Annotated in this window: 13 protein-coding genes; 11 read left to right on the top strand and 2 right to left on the bottom strand. The window is 40.3% G+C overall.

What is annotated here, in order from left to right:
- The first annotated feature begins 8 nt into the window (after positions 1-8).
- From gcvT to lpdA, 6 genes are all read left to right on the top strand, one after another.
- Positions 9-1,118 (top strand): glycine cleavage system aminomethyltransferase GcvT, encoded by a 1,110-nt coding sequence (gene gcvT, locus AC1MGI_RS21355; protein ID WP_480350047.1) that lies wholly within the window; start codon positions 9-11, stop codon positions 1,116-1,118.
- A gap of 94 nt (positions 1,119-1,212) precedes the next feature.
- Entirely contained in the window at positions 1,213-1,608 is a 396-nt protein-coding gene (gcvH, locus tag AC1MGI_RS21350; protein WP_062186742.1) for a glycine cleavage system protein GcvH, read from the top strand.
- Between the two features lies 1 nt (position 1,609).
- Complete coding sequence (gene gcvPA / locus AC1MGI_RS21345) at positions 1,610-2,962, top strand: aminomethyl-transferring glycine dehydrogenase subunit GcvPA (RefSeq protein ID WP_480350045.1); 1,353 nt, start codon at positions 1,610-1,612, stop codon at positions 2,960-2,962.
- The gene (gcvPB, locus tag AC1MGI_RS21340; protein ID WP_480350043.1) at positions 2,955-4,439 is read left to right on the top strand and encodes an aminomethyl-transferring glycine dehydrogenase subunit GcvPB; all 1,485 of its coding nucleotides are present in this window, start codon (positions 2,955-2,957) and stop codon (positions 4,437-4,439) included. Before gcvPA ends, gcvPB begins: the two co-directional genes overlap by 8 nt.
- 191 nt (positions 4,440-4,630) lie before the next feature.
- On the top strand, positions 4,631-4,936 hold the full coding sequence (locus tag AC1MGI_RS21335) for an iron-sulfur cluster biosynthesis family protein (RefSeq protein WP_480350041.1): 306 nt from the start codon (positions 4,631-4,633) through the stop codon (positions 4,934-4,936).
- 88 nt (positions 4,937-5,024) lie between these two features.
- Positions 5,025-6,425, top strand: coding sequence for a dihydrolipoyl dehydrogenase (gene lpdA, locus AC1MGI_RS21330; protein WP_480350040.1), 1,401 nt, complete (start codon positions 5,025-5,027; stop codon positions 6,423-6,425).
- A gap of 192 nt (positions 6,426-6,617) precedes the next feature.
- On the opposite strand, the gene AC1MGI_RS21325 is transcribed toward lpdA, so the two are convergent.
- Positions 6,618-7,502: a LysR family transcriptional regulator gene (locus tag AC1MGI_RS21325; protein ID WP_480350038.1), complete on the bottom strand. Its 885-nt coding sequence runs from the start codon at positions 7,500-7,502 to the stop codon at positions 6,618-6,620.
- A 306-nt stretch (positions 7,503-7,808) separates the two neighbouring features.
- On the opposite strand from AC1MGI_RS21325, the gene AC1MGI_RS21320 reads away from it, so the two are divergent.
- The 4 genes from AC1MGI_RS21320 (at position 7,809) to AC1MGI_RS21305 (ending at position 15,253) form a co-directional block, all read left to right on the top strand.
- Positions 7,809-9,149 (top strand): ArgE/DapE family deacylase, encoded by a 1,341-nt coding sequence (locus tag AC1MGI_RS21320; protein WP_480350037.1) that lies wholly within the window; start codon positions 7,809-7,811, stop codon positions 9,147-9,149.
- A 297-nt stretch (positions 9,150-9,446) separates the two neighbouring features.
- Positions 9,447-10,943, top strand: coding sequence for an NCS1 family nucleobase:cation symporter-1 (locus tag AC1MGI_RS21315; RefSeq protein ID WP_480350035.1), 1,497 nt, complete (start codon positions 9,447-9,449; stop codon positions 10,941-10,943).
- A gap of 362 nt (positions 10,944-11,305) precedes the next feature.
- Positions 11,306-13,447: a hydantoinase/oxoprolinase family protein gene (locus AC1MGI_RS21310; protein WP_480350033.1), complete on the top strand. Its 2,142-nt coding sequence runs from the start codon at positions 11,306-11,308 to the stop codon at positions 13,445-13,447.
- Positions 13,448-13,453: 6 nt separating this feature from the next.
- Positions 13,454-15,253 carry a hydantoinase B/oxoprolinase family protein gene (locus tag AC1MGI_RS21305; protein ID WP_480350031.1) on the top strand — a complete coding sequence of 600 codons (1,800 nt, stop codon included), beginning with the start codon at positions 13,454-13,456 and terminating at the stop codon, positions 15,251-15,253.
- Between the two features lie 85 nt (positions 15,254-15,338).
- On the opposite strand, the gene AC1MGI_RS21300 is transcribed toward AC1MGI_RS21305, so the two are convergent.
- Positions 15,339-16,181 carry a helix-turn-helix transcriptional regulator gene (locus tag AC1MGI_RS21300; protein WP_480350029.1) on the bottom strand — a complete coding sequence of 281 codons (843 nt, stop codon included), beginning with the start codon at positions 16,179-16,181 and terminating at the stop codon, positions 15,339-15,341.
- Between the two features lie 111 nt (positions 16,182-16,292).
- On the opposite strand from AC1MGI_RS21300, the gene fabF reads away from it, so the two are divergent.
- On the top strand, positions 16,293-17,528 hold the full coding sequence (gene fabF / locus AC1MGI_RS21295) for a beta-ketoacyl-ACP synthase II (protein WP_480350027.1): 1,236 nt from the start codon (positions 16,293-16,295) through the stop codon (positions 17,526-17,528).
- The last annotated feature ends 136 nt before the right edge of the window (positions 17,529-17,664 follow it).

Below are 17,664 nucleotides of genomic sequence, written 5' to 3'. Positions count from 1 at the left end.
GGTAAATCATGAGTACAGAAACAGCATTAAAGCAAACACCGCTTTTTGACATATACGGAAAGTCTGGGGCGAAAGTGATTGATTTTGGTGGTTGGGCTTTGCCCGTTCAGTTCTCGAGCATTTTAGAAGAACATGAAGCGGTACGTACAGAATCAGGCCTTTTTGATGTCTCTCATATGGGGGAAGTACTTGTAGAAGGAAAAGATGCATGTGCTTATATCAATCATCTTGTAACGAATGACATAACGAAACTTGCGATCAATCAGGCACAGTATACGGCAATGTGCTATCCAGACGGTGGAACGGTCGATGATATATTAGTGTACAAACTGGCAGATGAAAAATATTTACTCGTGATCAACGCTGGAAACATTGAAAAAGATGTGGAATGGATGGAGAAGCATGTCGAGGGAGATATGAAACTTGAAAATATCTCTAATGACATCGCTCAACTAGCGATTCAAGGACCAAAGGCAGAAGCGATTTTACAAAAGGTAACGGATACCGATTTATCAGCAATTGGTTTCTTTAAATTTGCACAACATGTTACCATTTCTGGCATTACAGATGTGCTTGTTTCCCGGACAGGCTATACAGGAGAAGACGGGTTTGAACTCTATTTACAAAAAGACCAAGTGGTAGCACTTTGGGAGAAGCTTTTAGAAGTAGGAACATCAGAAGGATTAAAACCGTGTGGTCTTGGTGCCCGGGATACACTTCGCCTAGAAGCGCGTCTTCCGCTATATGGTCAAGAACTTAGCAGCGAAATTAGTCCACTTGAAGCAGGAGTCGGTTTTGTCGTAAAAACCAATAAAGAAAGTGACTTTATTGGAAAAGCGGCACTTTCTGCACAAAAAGAAGCTGGATTAACGAGAAAAATCGTAGGGATTGAAGTAACAGGTCGGGGGATTCCACGTCATGGCTATAAAGTAGTTTCTGAAGATGGAGAGGAAATAGGAATCGTTACATCAGGCACACAATCACCATCATTGAAGAAGAGTATCGGCCTTGCCTTGGTATCTGTGGAACATGCTGAAGTGGGGACGCCACTAAAAGTGGAAATCCGTAATAAACAGGTTGATGCTGTTGTTGTAAAAACACCATTCTATAAAAAGTAATTTCTAAGTTTACTAGCCTCATGCTAAAGATAAGGATGAGGCTAGTAAATCGATTTCATATCAGAATATTCAAAAGCCGAAAGGACGAAAAACAATGACAAAAGCGACAGCAAATTTACTATATAGCAAAGAGCATGAGTGGGTGGAGCAATTAGAAGGTAATCGTGTTCGGATTGGGATCTCCGATTATGCACAGAAGGCGTTAGGGGATATCGTATTTGTTGAGAACCCAGAGATTGATGATGAAGTAATCGTTAATGAATCGATGGGAACGATCGAATCTGTTAAAGCGGTTTCTGAACTTTACTCTCCTGTCTCAGGTACAGTCGTGGCTGTAAATGAAGAGTTAGAAGGCGCTCCAGAGACGATTAATGAAAATCCATTTGAAGCAGGATGGTTAATCGAAGTGGAAATATCTAACCCAGAAGAGTTGGAATCGCTTCTTAATGAAGAAGAGTACGAAGCATTTACGAATGAAGGAGAGGAATAATATGACTTCAACTTACAGATACCTCCCTGATACGAAACAAGATCAGGAGGAAATGCTCGAGTTTTTACAGGTTTCTTCCATAGATGAATTGTTTGAAGATATCCCAGCTGATATTAGACTACAAGGGGAGCTAAATATCCCACAGGCCGTTCCTGAACCACTTCTCATGAAGAAAATGAATCAGCTTGCTACGAAAAACATAAATGCAAATCAATACCCAACATTTCTCGGTGCAGGTACGTATGATCACTACATACCTAGCGTAGTCAACCATATGATTTCACGCTCTGAATTTTACACAGCGTATACTCCATACCAACCAGAAATCAGTCAAGGTGAACTCCAAGCGATTTTCGAATTTCAGACGATGGTATGTGAATTAACAGGAATGGATGTAGCGAATTCTTCGATGTACGATGGCTTTACATCGCTTGCAGAAGCCGCATCACTTGCTGTTGCATCAACAAGACGTTCGAAAATTCTTGTATCGAAAGCAGTGCATCCTGAGTCTAGAGCTATTTTACAGACAGTAGCAGATGGTCCAGGATATACAGTTGAAGAAATCCAACTGACTGATGAGATTACTGATTTAGGAAAACTAAAAGAGCAAATTGATAAAGATACAGCAGCAATCATTGTTCAATATCCAAATTTCTTTGGTTCAATTGAAGATTTAACGGAGATTAAGAAAATTGCCGAAGAAAACAAGGCTCTTTTCATTGTAAGCGCCAACCCACTCGCACTTGCACTTTTACAGGCACCTGGGAAGCTTGGGGCAGATATTGTGATCGGTGATATGCAACCATTAGGCATTCCGATGTCATTTGGTGGTCCACATTGTGGCTATTTTGCAGTCAGTAAGAAATTTATGCGTAAAATCCCAGGCCGGATTGTCGGCCAAACAGAAGATGAAAAAGGCCAACGCGGCTTCGTACTAACACTGCAAGCCCGTGAACAGCATATCCGTCGTGATAAAGCATCATCCAATATTTGTTCGAACCAGGCATTAAATGCTCTTGCCTCTTCAATCTGCATGACATCACTTGGCAAGCAAGGGATTCGCCAGATGGCTCAATTAAATTTGGAGAAAGCAGACTATATGGCAAAAACGCTGAAACAGAAAGGGTTTGTCATTCTGAATCAATCCCCATTCTTCAATGAGTTTGTTGTCGACCTTCCTCGTCCAGTCAAGGAAGTTAATGCGAAACTACTAGAAGCGGGAATCATTGGTGGATTTGATTTGGAAAGCGATTATGGTTATGAAAATCAAATGCTACTTGCTGTGACTGAACAACGAACAAAAGAAGAGATTGATCAATTTGTAGAGGTTTTGGAGGCGATTGTAAATGGTTGAATACAATGATTTGATTTTTGAAATTAGTCGTCCAGGACGTATCGGTTCAAGTCTTCCGGAAAGTGATGTGGACCCTGTTGATATTACTAATAAACTTCCGAAGCATTTAATTCGTGACGTACCTGCAGAACTCCCGGAAGTATCAGAGTTGCAGCTTGTCCGCCATTACACAGCGCTTTCTAATAAAAACCATGGGATCGATAATGGCTTTTACCCACTTGGTTCTTGTACGATGAAGTACAATCCGAAAATCAATGAAGATGTGGCACGTTTGGAAGGGTTTAGCCGTATTCATCCGTATCAACCAGTTGAAACGGTACAGGGTGCATTAGAAGTGTTATATGAACTACAGGAAGAATTAGCAGTCATCACAGGAATGGATGCGGTCACTTTACAGCCATCAGCGGGAGCTCAAGGTGAATGGACAGGGTTAATGATGGTGAAAGCCTACCATGCCCAAAAAGGAGAAACGAGGAAGCAAGTGCTTGTTCCAGACTCTGCACACGGTACGAACCCTGCAAGTGCAACAGTAGCAGGGTTTGAAACGATTACGATTCCATCCAATGAAAATGGATTAGTGAATTTAGAAGAATTAAAGAAACATGTCGGTCCAAATACAGCTGCCCTCATGTTGACAAATCCGAATACGCTTGGCCTTTTTGAAAAAGAAATTGTCGAAATTGCTCAAGTCGTTCATGAAGCGGGAGGGTTATTATACTATGATGGAGCGAATGCAAACGCCATTTTAGGTAAAACAACGCCGGGACAAATGGGCTTTGACATCGTGCATTTAAACCTCCACAAAACATTTACGACGCCTCATGGTGGCGGTGGCCCAGGTGCAGGTCCAGTCGGTGTGAAAGAGAAATTGATTCCTTACTTGCCTGTGCCACGCGTTGAAAAAGACGGCGAGAAATATGTATTAAACTCAGATCATCCACTCTCGATCGGTAGAGTAAAAGGATATTACGGAAACTTCGGTATTCTATTACGTGCCTATACGTATATTCGTACAATGGGACCAGAAGGATTGCGTCAAGTATCGGAAAGTGCTGTCCTTCATGCGAATTATCTTCGCAAACGATTAGAGCCATATTTTGAAGCGCCATATTCACAAATTTGTAAGCATGAATTTGTCCTATCTGGCTCTAAACAGAAAAAACTTGGAGTTAGAACACTAGATATGGCCAAACGATTGCTTGATTTCGGTTATCATCCGCCAACTATCTACTTCCCGTTGAATGTAGAGGAATGTTTAATGATTGAACCGACTGAAACAGAGTCAAAGGAAACCCTCGATGCTTTTGCAGATGTGATGATTCAAATCGCCAAGGAAGTGGAAGATAATCCTGGGGTCGTTTTAGAAGCACCACATACGACAGTCATTGGTCGATTGGATGAAGTACAAGCTGCGAGACAACCTATTTTGCGTTATGAAAAAGCAGTAGAAGTTGAGAAAGAAACGGTAAAATCCTAAATGAATGATTGAGCATGAACCACCGGGAATGAAAATAGCGAGAAGATCAGTTTCTCATTATTTCACACTCGGTGGTTTCATATGAGTGCAGAAATGCCAATTTTCTTCTACTTACCATGCAGATGAACAGGTCTGAGCCGTTCAGGTGAATGCTTCATCAAAAAATAGGCGGCTAGAGGAGGGAGAAATTGATGGTCATCAAGATATCAGAGGTAGCCATGAACAAATTGCAAGAAATGGCGTCTCAAGAAAAACTAGTTCCAAGAATTGACGCTGATGTTGCAGGTGGCTGTGGTTTGTCAGTAAAGTTCTCCATTGTGTGGGACGAACCCCGAAGGAACGATACCGTTATTGAATATGAGGGAATTCATATTCGCTTGGACCATTTTACAAAACGCTATTTAGATGAAGAGACACAAATTGATTATCTAGACGATCAAGGCTTTATCGTGGGAGAACAGTTTTCCTCTAGTGCCTGTGCAATTGAATTAGATTGATAGGCTCGAGATTACTAGCCTTTTTCTTGTACATAGATTGTAGATTTCTTTTTTTGATTAGGATAGAAACAAAAGGGGGACATAGCAGATGAGTCAAGAATATGATGTGGTCATTGTCGGTGGCGGAACTGGTGGGTATGTTGCGGCCATACGTGCGTCGCAATTAGGATTAAAAGCTGCGGTTGTAGAGCAAGGGAAACTTGGCGGAACATGCCTTCATGCAGGTTGTATCCCGAGTAAGGCGCTATTAAGAAGCGCAGAAGTATATGCGAATACAAAAAATGCAGAGAAGTATGGAGTCATTGCTCCAGAAGTAGGTCTGGATTTTCAAAAAGTACAAGCTCGTAAAGAAGAAATTACAGAACGCTTATATAAAGGTGTTCAACATTTAATGAAAAAAGGGAAAATTGATGTGTACGAGGGGAAAGGCAGTATTCTCCAAACAAAAGATGTTTTAGTAAAATTGAATGAGGAAGATCGCGAGGTTATTTTAATCGCAAGAAACATTGTCCTAGCAACAGGTTCCCGACCACGGACTCTTCCTGGTTTAGAAGCGGATGGGCAGTACGTGATGACATCGGATGAAGCGCTACAAATGCAAGAGCTTCCAGAATCGATTCTGATTGTCGGTGGAGGAGTAATTGGAATTGAATGGGCTTCAATGCTTGTTGATTTTGGATTATCAGTCACAGTAATTGAGTATGCGGATCGGATTTTACCGACAGAAGATAAAGAGATTTCAAAAGAAGTCCAACGATTAATGAAGAAAAAAGGTGTGAAAATCATTACGGGAGCAAAAGTACTTCCAGAAACGTTGGAAAAAGGCGAAGGTGTTTCTATTAAAGCAGAGCAAAAAGGAAAAGAAACATCCTATTCAGCTGATAAACTATTAGTATCGGTTGGAAGAATGCCAAATATAGAAGGGTTAAATCTAGAAAATACGAGTGTTGCTGTCGAACGTGCTTTTATAAAAACAAATGAGTATTATCAAACGAATGAACCTAATATTTATGCGATTGGTGATGTAATTGGCGGTTTACAGCTTGCCCATGTTGCTTCACATGAGGGCATTATCGCCATTGAACATATTGCAGGAGAAAATCCAGCACCACTGAATCCAACACTTGTTTCAAAATGTGTGTATAGTAGCCCAGAGGTTGCAAGTGTTGGATTAACAGAAGAAGAGGCAAAGGAAAAAGGATATCAAGTAAAAACAGGTAAGTTCTCGTTCCGTGCGATTGGAAAAGCTCTTGTTTTTGGTGAATCAGATGGTTTTGTCAAACTTGTTGTAGAAGAAGGATCTAATAAGTTGTTAGGTACACATATGGTTGGCCCTCATGTAACAGATATGATTACAGAGGCAGGTCTTGCGCAAGTATTAGAGGCAACAGCCATGGATATTGCCAATACGATCCACCCCCACCCTACATTAGCAGAAGCGATTGGCGAGGCTGCTCTGGCTGTATATGGGAAAGAAATCCATGCTTAGAAAAATGGATGAATAGAATAGTCTTAAACTCCTCTTCCTCCATCTAAGAAAGCAATAGAAAATGATGGGGGAGAGGATTTTTGCTTCCTGACTGCTCCTCACGTAAAATCTTCTAATTTCTTTGTTTCCAATGATTATGAAAAGAAACTCGTAACGTCGAACTTTCTCCACTTTCTCTTTTTTCCAATAGTGTTAAATGACTGTTTCTTGTAAAAATGAAATAAATGAATGGACAACTGGAGAGGTTTCTTTCTTGCTCCAGGCTGCACCAATTTTGCATGTTGTATAACTTTTTTTGAGTTGTAGGTAGACGATATCATCATTTTTTACAAATTGAATGGAAGACGGAAGTAAAGCAATACCGATTCCGGAAGCAACAAACGATAATGCCGTATGTAACTCTAGTGCTTCTTGGGTCTTTTTAGGACTAAAGCCGGCATACTGACAAAGACTAATGATCGCATCATAATAGCTTTCTCCTGCTTTTCTAGGTGTCATGATGAACTGTTCGTTGGCGAGTAGAGAGACATCGATTGGCTCTGTTTCAACTGCTAATCGATGTGTTTTAGGTAACGCAACAATAAATGGTTCTTCCCGTAGCATTTCTACATGAAACGATTCACTTTCAATTGGTAGATTCAATAGGCCGATGTGGATGGAGTTGTCGTGAAGCGCTTCCATTTGTTCTGTTGATGACAATTGTCGTAAGACGATATTAATATTTGGGTATTGTTCTTGAAACCTTCTGAGTAATAGAGGAAGTAGTTCAAACGCGATTGATCCAGTAAAGGCTAATATTAATTGACCAGCTTCCCCACGAGCAATACTACTTGCTTCTTCACAGGCCAAATGTACACGGTTTAGAATTTCATAGGCTCTCTTTAAAAAAACTTCACCAGCTTTCGTTAATTTCACGCGCTGCTTCGTTCTCGAAAATAAAAGCACATCTAATTCGTTTTCCAATTGCTTAATTTGTTGACTTAAAGGTGGTTGTGCCATCTGTAGGCGTTGTGCTGCTCTACCAAAATGTAGCTCCTCTGCAACTGCAATAAAGTATTTTAAATGCCGTAATTCCATGTAGACACCTCTTAATATATTTAAAGTATTAACCTGTAAACAAAGATGTATTAGAAAAGAATGGGCACTCGTTGTATGATTATTTTAACAAATATTTCGAAATATGTGAATATTAGGATTTTTATCCGTTACTAGGTTTATAGATTCATTCTATAAATCCCGTGAATGGCACATAAAACAGGGGAGGTTTAAGTGTCAAACTGAAAAAGAAACTCACTTTTTCAAGTAGGTTCCAAATCTAGTAAGTCCATTCTTTATGAGTGATTCTTTGTAAAGTGACTAAACAAAAATTTAGGGGTGTTGGAAATGGAAGCTTTGTTGTCAAATGGGGTACGTCAAAGAGTAAAAACGTATATGCAACAGAATCGTGAAGAATTGATAGAAGGACTGCGGAAATTGATTCAAATACCGAGTGAAACGGGGTATGAAGGTCCTGTACAAGAACATATTAAACAAATTATGTTAGGACTTGATCTGGAAGTAGATACTTTCGTTGCGGATGCAGAAAAAGTTAGACGTCATCCAGAATACACGGAGTCAGACGTAGAACGTCTTGTAGGGTTTAAAGGTCGTCCAAATGTAGTTGGTAAATGGAAGGGTACGGATCAAGATCGCTCGCTTCTGCTATTTACGCATGTTGATACAGTACCAGTTGGAGACTTAGTTCACTGGAACTATTCACCACATGAAGGAGTCATTGAAAACGGATTAATGTATGGCCGAGGAACAGCTGATAATAAAGGTGGTTTTGGCTCCCTCCTTGCAGCATTAGGCGTGATTAAAGAATTAGGATTGAAACCAAAAGGAGCGATTACGGCTATTTCGGTTGTCGACGAGGAAGTAGGAGGCGCCGGGGGAGCAGTAGCGATGACCCAATATCTTGAAGAACAAGGCTTTAAAGCGGATGCATGTATTTATCCACATCCATTGACAACGGGAGCAGGACCACAGATTGCTTGTGCTGGTGGATTAATCTTTAAGATAAGAGTGACAGGTGTCGCTGCTCACAACTTAAATGGTCAAGTTGGAATTAATGCAATTGGTAAGGCGATGAAAATCTATGATGCACTCATTGAATTAGACAATAAACGGATAGAAACTGTTAGCTATGCGCCATTTGAACGCTATTTCGCTGCTAGTGGCATGCAAGTTCGTTCTAGTAATTTAACTCCTGCGATGATCAATGCTGGTCAGTGGGCATATAAAGTTCCAGCTGAATGTGAATTAACAGGAACGATTGGTTATCCGCCAAATGAGACTCTTGAAGAGGTAAAAGCTCAAATTGAAGAAGTTGTCAATCGAGTAGCGGATGCTGATGAGTGGCTATCGAAAAACCGACCTGAAATCACGTATGAATGGCATACAAGCCCAGCGGAGATTAGCCCTGATCATCCTTTTGTTCAGATGGTGAAGTCCAATATTGATGAAGTGGTTGGGCGAGAAACTGAAATCTTCGGAATGCCGACATTTAGTGATATTCGTTTCCCACTTCTTTACATGAATATGCCTGCCATCATTTATGGACCACAAGGCGGAAATCTTCATGGCTCAGATGAGTGGGTCAATATCCAAGATTGGTTAGATTGTGTTGAAACGAATGTTTTAAACATTTTAGAATGGAGTGGCTATGAAGAGGTCACGAAGTAAACATAGAGACGAAATGGTTTGAGATAATTATCACGGAGACAAGACTTCACTCCAAAATGGGCACAATCATATTAAAGGAGTGAAGTTGTTTTTTATGAATCGAGTCGTTTAAATAAGCGGTTATTGAGTAAAGAATTACAAAAATTTTGCCCAGTCCCTCTCTTTGAAAATAAGCAGCCACGAACTCCTATATGTAAGCTTAAGATTTTCGCTTTATTGTAAGCGCTTAATATTAAGAAGGAACTTTCATAAGACTTGTTCCGTGAATCATATAAAATTTAAAGGAGTATTAGGAATATGGCTATGAACCAACCTGATTTTCAAGAAGAGACGGTAAATTCTCTTAGTAATCATGATTTGTTACCGGTACGACCGGAGGAGCAAACTTGGAAAACGCAAAACTTTGCATCGATGTGGATGGGGGTTATTAATAATATCCCCACATATGCAACAATAGGAGGATTAGTTGTTTTAGGGTTTTCCCCAATGCAGGTAATCATGATCATATTTATTGCTTCATTGATCCTGTATGGAGCTTTATCTCTTAACGGTCATGCAGGGTCTAAATATGGAATACCATTTCCAGTCCTCGTGCGAACTTCTTATGGAATCAAAGGTGCAAATGTTCCAGCGTTATTACGTGGAATCATTGCAATCGTGTGGTTAGGTATCCAAGCGTATGCAGGAAGTGCGGCGTTTAATATCGCCATTACACTGCTTTGGCCAGGATTTTCTTTACTTGGTGGAAACTGGACATTTCTAGGGATTGGGCTCCCAGGTTTACTTTCCTTTGTATTATTTTGGTCCATGCACTTTTTAGTTTTAAAGAGGGGAATGGAGTCTCTCAAGAAATTCCAAGCGTTCACCGGACCGTTAGTGTATATCGTATTAATTGGCTTGCTGTGGTGGGCAATTGATACGGCAGGAGGAATTCAACCAATCATTACTCAAACTGGAAAGTATGAGACGTTTGGGGAATTATTCTTTCCGTTTCTCGCTGCAGTAGCAGGTATAATCGGAATATGGTCAACGCTAATACTGAATATACCAGACTTCACACGATTTGCTAGATCTCAGAAAGATCAAATAAAAGGGCAACTATATGGCTTACCGATTACGTTTACTATATTTACAGTTGTTACAGTTTGTGCAACAACTGCAACAACGATTGCTTTTGGTAATCCGATTGGAGATATCATCGTTACTCTCCAACAATTTGATAGACCGATTGTAATTGCAATTGCAGCACTTATTCTTTCAGTAGCTACAATCACAGTAAATGTGATTGCAAATCTAGTCTCACCTGCCTATGATTTAGCGAACTTATTTCCGAAGTGGATTAACTTTAAGAAAGGCTTTTATATTACAATGCTAGCCGCTCTTTTTACAGTACCGTGGAAATTGATGGAAAACGCTGATGCGATCTTCACCCTTCTTAACTTGATTGGAGGAGCGCTTGGTCCAGTAGCAGGAGTAATGATCGCCGACTATTATTTGATTCGTAAAAGAAAGCTTAATATAAACGATATCTACTCTTTAAAAGGGGAGTACACGTACTGGAAAGGGTATAATTATAGAGCTTTTGCAGCGACAGGGTTTGGGGCTGCAGTTGCTTTAATTGGGGCTTTTGTGCCTTCATTAAAAGCACTATATGAGATCTCATGGTTTATAGGAGTGATTCTTTCCTTTTTCGTTTATATCGGTTTTATGCGCTTGCACCCTCCTGTTCATAATCAGGAAGGGGACGATCAATTGGAAGATATGACGCAAGGAAATATGAAAACAGGTAATTGATAGAGTCGATTGTTGAATAAAGGATATAGATACTTATAAGTAGAATATATTGAATATTCAGTATTCTAATAAAGAGGTAATAAGATTGAATATATCTATGCATAAAGAATGGGTAGATTCATGTAAAAACGAACTCAAGTACAAGCATCTTATCCACATGATGACCACGAGGTTTTGAAACTAAGGTGACTATGCACTGTATTCAGGCATTGAAAGAAGCTTGGCAATCAGTACAATAAAAAATTAGATTTAAATATTCAATATTTTTGTAATGGCTTACTGTATTTGAGAGATTGTTTCATGGGGAAATGAGAAAGCGTTTTATAATTCTGATGGAGTAACCTAGAAAAGGAGCTGGTCTCATGATTCGAATAGGCGTTGACGTTGGTGGTACATTTACTGATTTAATACTTGTGGATGAATTAACGAATCAAATTCACGTACACAAGGTACCAAGTACACTTGAGGATCAGTCGATAGGTGTGATTAACGGTATCCAAAAACTGTGTGAAAATGCTAATGTTCCTGTGACAGATATCGATTATGTGCTTCATGGCACAACAGTAGCTACGAATATTACCATTGAACGTAATGGAGCTGTAGTTGGGATGTTAACGACGAAGAATTATCGAGACATCTTGCATATTGCGCGACATAAGAAGTCAGAGAATTTCTCCATCCAGCAAGATCTACCTTGGCAAACAAACCCATTAGTATTACGTAGAAACCGTATTCCGATTACAGAGAAACTGCAAGCTCCAGACGGCCGAGTAAAAGTGCCGATGAATGAAGAAGAAGTTCGTCAAGCGGTTGAAAGACTCAAAAAATCTGAAGTAGATATTATTGTTGTGTCATTCCTCTTTTCCTTCTTAAATGATAAACACGAACAACGGGCAAAGGAAATCGTCAAAGAAATGTGGCCGGAAGTACAATGTTTTACCTCTAGTGAAATTGCCCCTCAAATGCGAGAGTATGAAAGATTTAGTACAGCAGCAATGAATGCCTATGTAGCGCCACGGGTCAGCCGATACTTAAGTAATTTAACTAGTGCTTTAGAAAAGGCTGGGGTTAAAGGAGAACTTCATATTATGCAATCTTCTGGTGGGATGGCTACCAGTGAAATGGTGACGGAAAAACCAGTCACTTTGTTAAAGTCTGGGCCATCGGGAGCTGTATTAGCCACCGCTTGGTTGGGTGAATTGGAAGGAATTCCTAATTTGATTAGTGTTGATATTGGCGGAACGTCAGCGGATATTTCTGTTATTCCAAATAATACGCCGAAAATTATCAATCCACGTGATGCTGAGGCGAATGGCTATCCTGTACTTGTGCCAATGATTGATGTGGAAGTCATTGGGGCTGGTGGAGGTTCGATTGCTTATATTGATGCTGGCGGTGCATTTAGGGTGGGACCGAAAAGCGCAGGTGCTCATCCTGGACCAGCTTGTTATGGTCAAGGAGGGGAAAATCCTTGTGTGACAGATGCCAATGTGATTCTTGGGCGACTCGATCCTGAACAGTTTCTTGGAGGGGATCTTCAGTTACATTCTGAACTGAGCTTTAAAGCGGTTGAAGAGAAACTGTGTCGCAAACTAAATATGTCTGCGGAAGAGGCAGCTCTTGGTATTTTGAAAATTATTAACAATCATATGGCGCTTAGCATTCGTGCAAAGTCTGTAAGTAAAGGAATCGATCCACGTGAGTATGCTTTACTTGCAGCAGGTGGTGCTGGACCACTTCATTCTGTTGATTTGGCGGAAACGATAGGGTGTAATCTTGTTATTGTTCCAAATTATCCAGGTATTAGTGCAGCAACAGGTCTCCTAGTAGGTGATATTAAATATGACTTTATTAAATCGAATATACTTCGTCTTAACAATGTAACGGATGAATCAATTGATTCGATTAACGCCGATCTACAGGAACTAGAAGGACGTGCTTATGATCAGTTGATTAAGGATGGGGTTTTACCTGAAGATATTATAATCGAAAGAATCGCCGAGTGCCGCTATGCTGGGCAAGGATTCGAATTGCGTGCATCCATTCCAGAAGGGATACTGACTCATCAATCTATAGAGACAATTCGTCAAAGATTCGATAAATCACATGAGGAAGAGTATGGTCATCATTTTCCGGACAATGTTGCGGAACTGATTACATTACGAATCGTTGCAACTGGAAAAACCCCTTCATTAACTTTACCGAAATTAGCAAGTGGGAACCGCATCAATCCAGATGCTGCATTTATGTATGAGCGAGAAACTGTATATGAGGTAAATGGAGAGATTAAACGTTTCCCAACTCCTCGTTACGATCGAAGTAAATTGTTAGCACATGACTTAATTAAAGGGCCAGCAATCATTGTCCAACGTGATTCGACAACTTCGGTCCCACCTCATTGGCAAGCGACTGTATCAGAAAATGGCACGTTATTTGTCGCTTCAAAAGTGACACAGGGTGGCGCGGCAGAATCAGTAGAAAAACATTTCTCGAAGGTGAGGTAAATAGATATGACTATTAATCACATGAGCTCTACTGTTATTCAAAATAAAATAGATCCTGTGACCTTGCAGGTAATCGGTGGAGCACTAAAGACAATAGCAAAAGAAATGGCACATGTTATGTATCGGATGGCTTATTCATCGCTTATTCGTGAATCTGAGGACCTTGGAGCAGGAGTTTTTGATGTTTTTGGTAATACATTAGCTGAGGCGGATTCTACCCCGATGCAATTAGGGTGTTTACCTGGGTATATTCGAGGCTTCCAAGAAAAACTGGGGGATAATCAACATCCCGACGATATCATTTGGAATAATGATCCCTATGCGGGTGCTTCGCATTCTCCAGATGTTGCTTTATGTCAGCCAATATTCTATAAAGGAGAATTGGTCGGATATGCGGGTGCAACTGCCCATCATTTAGATATGGGTGGGGCACAGCCTGGGCTGATGGTTGATGTACCGGATGTGTATGCTGAAGGCTTGATTTTAAATGGTGTCAAACTATATGACAAAGGGGTACGGAATGAAACCCTATTTGAAATTATTCGCCAGAATGTTCGGACACCAAATGAAGTCATTGGAGATTTAGAAGCGCAAGTTGCAGCCTGCCGATTAGGGGTTAAACGTTTCATTGAGCTGATGGACAAGTACGGGAAGGACACAGTGCTTTCAGCTTGTGAAGAGTTAATGAATTACTCTGAGCGGATGATGCGAAAAGAAATTGCCAAAATTCCCGATGGTGTCTATGAGGCAGAATCTTGGTTGGATAATGATGGACGTCATCTAGATATCCCTCTTAAAGTACATGTGAAACTGACGAAACAAGGAGAAGAACTGGAAGTAGATGTTTCTAAATCTGCTGATCAAGTTTCTACGGCCTTTAATGTAGCATATTCCGGCGCTCTTTGTGTAAGTGTTCATAGTGTATTACGTTCCATCTTTTTAGATACATTTATGACGGAAGAAGATGTTCCAGCGAATGAAGGAGCGTTTCGCCCAATTAAAATTACAGCACGTAAGGGAAGTATTTTTAATCCGATTAAACCGGCGGCTCTATTTAGCCGTGCCAATCAAGTAAACACAGTAGCAGACTTAATTATTAAAGCACTAGCACCGATTATCCCGAATCAGACATGTGCAGGTAGTTCAGCCAATATACAATTTGCTTCGTATGCGGGACTGGATGAAAACAATGAATACTGGGTGTATATTGAGGTAAATGAGGGGTCATATGGTGGCCGACCAGGTAAAGATGGCATGGATGCTGTAGATTTTAGCTCATGGAATACGATGAATAACCCAATTGAAGATCTTGATATGCATGTTCCTCTCGTATGTGAACGATATGAACTTCGCGAAGATACAGGAGGAGCTGGAAAGTGGCGAGGTGGTCTAGGAATTGTAAGGTGGAACCGCTTCTTAACCGATGGCTATATGACGATGGAAGGGGACAAGCATACGGTACGACCGTGGGGGTATAAAGGTGGACTTCCTGGAACGAGCGCAAATCTAATTAAAAATCCAGATCGTACAGCTGAGGAACTTCCGTCTAAACTTAACGGATATCGCTTCCAAGCTGGAGAATCGGTGCAGATCTTAGTTCCATCTTCTGGAGGAAACGGCGATCCACTTGAACGACCTGCAGAGCAAGTGTTTGAAGATATATTAGATGAAATTGTCTCAGTTGAAACAGCCTATAGAGATTATGGAGTTGTCATCTCTGATATGGAGCTTGATATTAGAGCTACAGAGATAAGACGAGAAGAAATAAGAAGCACGAGAGGCGAATTGCCAGTCTATACTCAATAAGATTTTTAAGGGGTAAGCAAGCAGCCAATTGTCTGTCAAAGGACATATTGGCTGCTTTTCCTATTCAAACAACGAATCTAGCTTTTTATAGATTATTTTCAATTAAGCGTTTTAATTTTTCTTCTGTGCCAGTGTGATTAACCGGTGTATAAACACTGCATCTTAAGTCGAGATCTCCTTGTACTTGTAAAGAAGTGAGACTAAATACCATTTTACCGGCTTTGGCATGACGAAATTCAATTAAAACTTCTGGAGCCGAGCTCACTTCACCTCGATTCCATAGTTCTTGAAACTCTGGAAAGCGTTGTTCCATTTCTTCAATGAACTGTGAATACCAATTGTCAGCAAAATATTGTCCATAATAGGTCCGAAAAATGGCAAGAAAGCCTTGTGCAAAATGCTCCCAATTCACTGCCAAACTCTTAAATTCTTTTCTTGCAAATAATAATTGAATCAAATTTCTCTCTTCCAATGGAATCGTATCAAAATCTAAAAATACGTGTGCTGCTGCTTGATTCCAGCCAATGATATGGCAATGCCTGTCTGAAATAACCGTAGGGCAGTATTTGAGCTCCTGTAAGATTTTATTTAATGAAGGGCTGATTAAGGTTTTCTCTTCCAATGAGAGCTCGTGATTGATCCCTTCTTCCAAAGCTAAAGCGAATAAATATTTTTTTTCATCAGGCTTTAATTGCAGGGCATTAGAAATAGCCTCTAATACGGAAGTCGATACTTTAATGTCTCTCCCTTGCTCTAACCACGTATACCACGTTGTGCTTACAGAAGCTAATTGAGCCACCTCTTCCCTTCGTAGGCCAGGCGTTCTTCTTCTTTTACCAATCGGCAATCCAACCATATGTGGATGGATTTTGGAGCGCCGCGTTTTTAAAAAATCTGATAGTGCTTGAAGCCTCGTCTCCGAATTCATTTTCCTGCTCCTTTTTTAATGTAGTGTAAATTATACCAGGATAAACAACAAATTGTAATAGGATAAAAAGTCGATAAAATTAGAAGAAAGACAATATGAGGAGGAGTTTAAATGAAACGAGTAGTCATTACTGGAATGGGCGTTATTTCACCATTAGGGAATGATATTAACACGTTTTGGGACCATTTACTGAAAGGGAAATCAGGAATTTCTTTCATTAATACGTTTGATGTCTCCGAGTTAAAAACGAAAATAGCTGGTAGTATTCGGGACTTTGATGCTGAAGGCAGATGGGGGCGTAAAGAAGCACGACATATGGATCGCTTTTGTCAATTTGCATTAGCTGCAGCTGAACAAGCTTTGGATCATTCCCAATTAAAGCTGGATAAACTAGATAGAGAGCGGTTTGGTGTATATGTTGGTTCAGGAATAGGGGGGATCAATACGTTTATTGAGAATGTGAATGTGCTAAACGAACGAGGACCAAAAAGAGTAAGTCCAAGCTTAGTACCGATGATGATATCTAATGCGGCCGCAGCTCAAATAAGTATTCGATTTGGTGCATATGGTCCATCTATGTCACCTGTAACTGCATGTTCGATTGGTAATACATCTATTGGGGAAGCGCTCAATGTAATTAGAAATGATGAGGCGGATGTGATATTTGCAGGTGGATCAGAAGCTGCCATTACGAAATTATCTTTGGCAAGTTTTGGCAACGCAACCGCTTTATCAACGAGAAATGAAGAACCTACTTTAGCGAGCCGACCATTTGATGTGAAGCGCGATGGGTTTGTGATGAGTGAAGGAGCGGGGATCCTCGTGTTAGAATCACTAGAACATGCCTTACAACGTGATGCTCTGATCTATGGGGAAGTAATCGGATATGGTGCAGGGTCAGATGCGTATCATATGGTAGCCTCACATCCGGAAGGAAGAGGTGCTTATTCAGCTATGAAAAGTGCCTTGAATAAGGCGAATATAGCTGCAAATGAGGTAGACGTTATAAGCGCTCATGCAACAAGTACGTATGTAGGCGATATTTCTGAAACACTAGCGATTAAGAAATTATTTGGGTCAGATGCCTATCAAGTGCCAATTACAGCTAACAAATCGATGCTCGGTCATATGCTCGGAGCTGCTGGTGCGGTCGAGGCAATTGCTCTAGTGAAAAGCTTAATACAGGGTGTCGTACCTCCAACTATCAATTTAGAGACTGCGGATCCGGAATGTGATTTAAATTATGTCTCAGAAGATGCACGGAAAGCTGTATTAAATATCGGCATATCTAATTCATTTGGCTTTGGAGGTCATAATTCTACCATTGTATTGAAAAAATATAATTAAATATCGATTAGATGATGCAAAAGGTTGTCCCAAATCGGCTGAGCTAAAATCTAATATTAACATCTATTAAACTGTGTATAGAACATATATAGGACAAAATGAACAGCATATAGAGTTAGTAGCTTGTTTTGGGACA

Source organism: Peribacillus sp. BM1, assembly GCF_056679975.1.
This window is presented reverse-complemented; position numbering and strand designations above follow the sequence as displayed.

Coding starts and splice junctions, on each gene's coding strand:
- gcvT (WP_480350047.1), top strand. CDS start 9: ATGAGTACAGAAACAGCATTAAAGCAAACACCGCTTTTTGACATATAC.
- gcvH (WP_062186742.1), top strand. CDS start 1,213: ATGACAAAAGCGACAGCAAATTTACTATATAGCAAAGAGCATGAGTGG.
- gcvPA (WP_480350045.1), top strand. CDS start 1,610: ATGACTTCAACTTACAGATACCTCCCTGATACGAAACAAGATCAGGAG.
- gcvPB (WP_480350043.1), top strand. CDS start 2,955: ATGGTTGAATACAATGATTTGATTTTTGAAATTAGTCGTCCAGGACGT.
- AC1MGI_RS21335 (WP_480350041.1), top strand. CDS start 4,631: ATGGTCATCAAGATATCAGAGGTAGCCATGAACAAATTGCAAGAAATG.
- lpdA (WP_480350040.1), top strand. CDS start 5,025: ATGAGTCAAGAATATGATGTGGTCATTGTCGGTGGCGGAACTGGTGGG.
- AC1MGI_RS21325 (WP_480350038.1), bottom strand. CDS start 7,502: ATGGAATTACGGCATTTAAAATACTTTATTGCAGTTGCAGAGGAGCTA.
- AC1MGI_RS21320 (WP_480350037.1), top strand. CDS start 7,809: ATGGAAGCTTTGTTGTCAAATGGGGTACGTCAAAGAGTAAAAACGTAT.
- AC1MGI_RS21315 (WP_480350035.1), top strand. CDS start 9,447: ATGGCTATGAACCAACCTGATTTTCAAGAAGAGACGGTAAATTCTCTT.
- AC1MGI_RS21310 (WP_480350033.1), top strand. CDS start 11,306: ATGATTCGAATAGGCGTTGACGTTGGTGGTACATTTACTGATTTAATA.
- AC1MGI_RS21305 (WP_480350031.1), top strand. CDS start 13,454: ATGACTATTAATCACATGAGCTCTACTGTTATTCAAAATAAAATAGAT.
- AC1MGI_RS21300 (WP_480350029.1), bottom strand. CDS start 16,181: ATGAATTCGGAGACGAGGCTTCAAGCACTATCAGATTTTTTAAAAACG.
- fabF (WP_480350027.1), top strand. CDS start 16,293: ATGAAACGAGTAGTCATTACTGGAATGGGCGTTATTTCACCATTAGGG.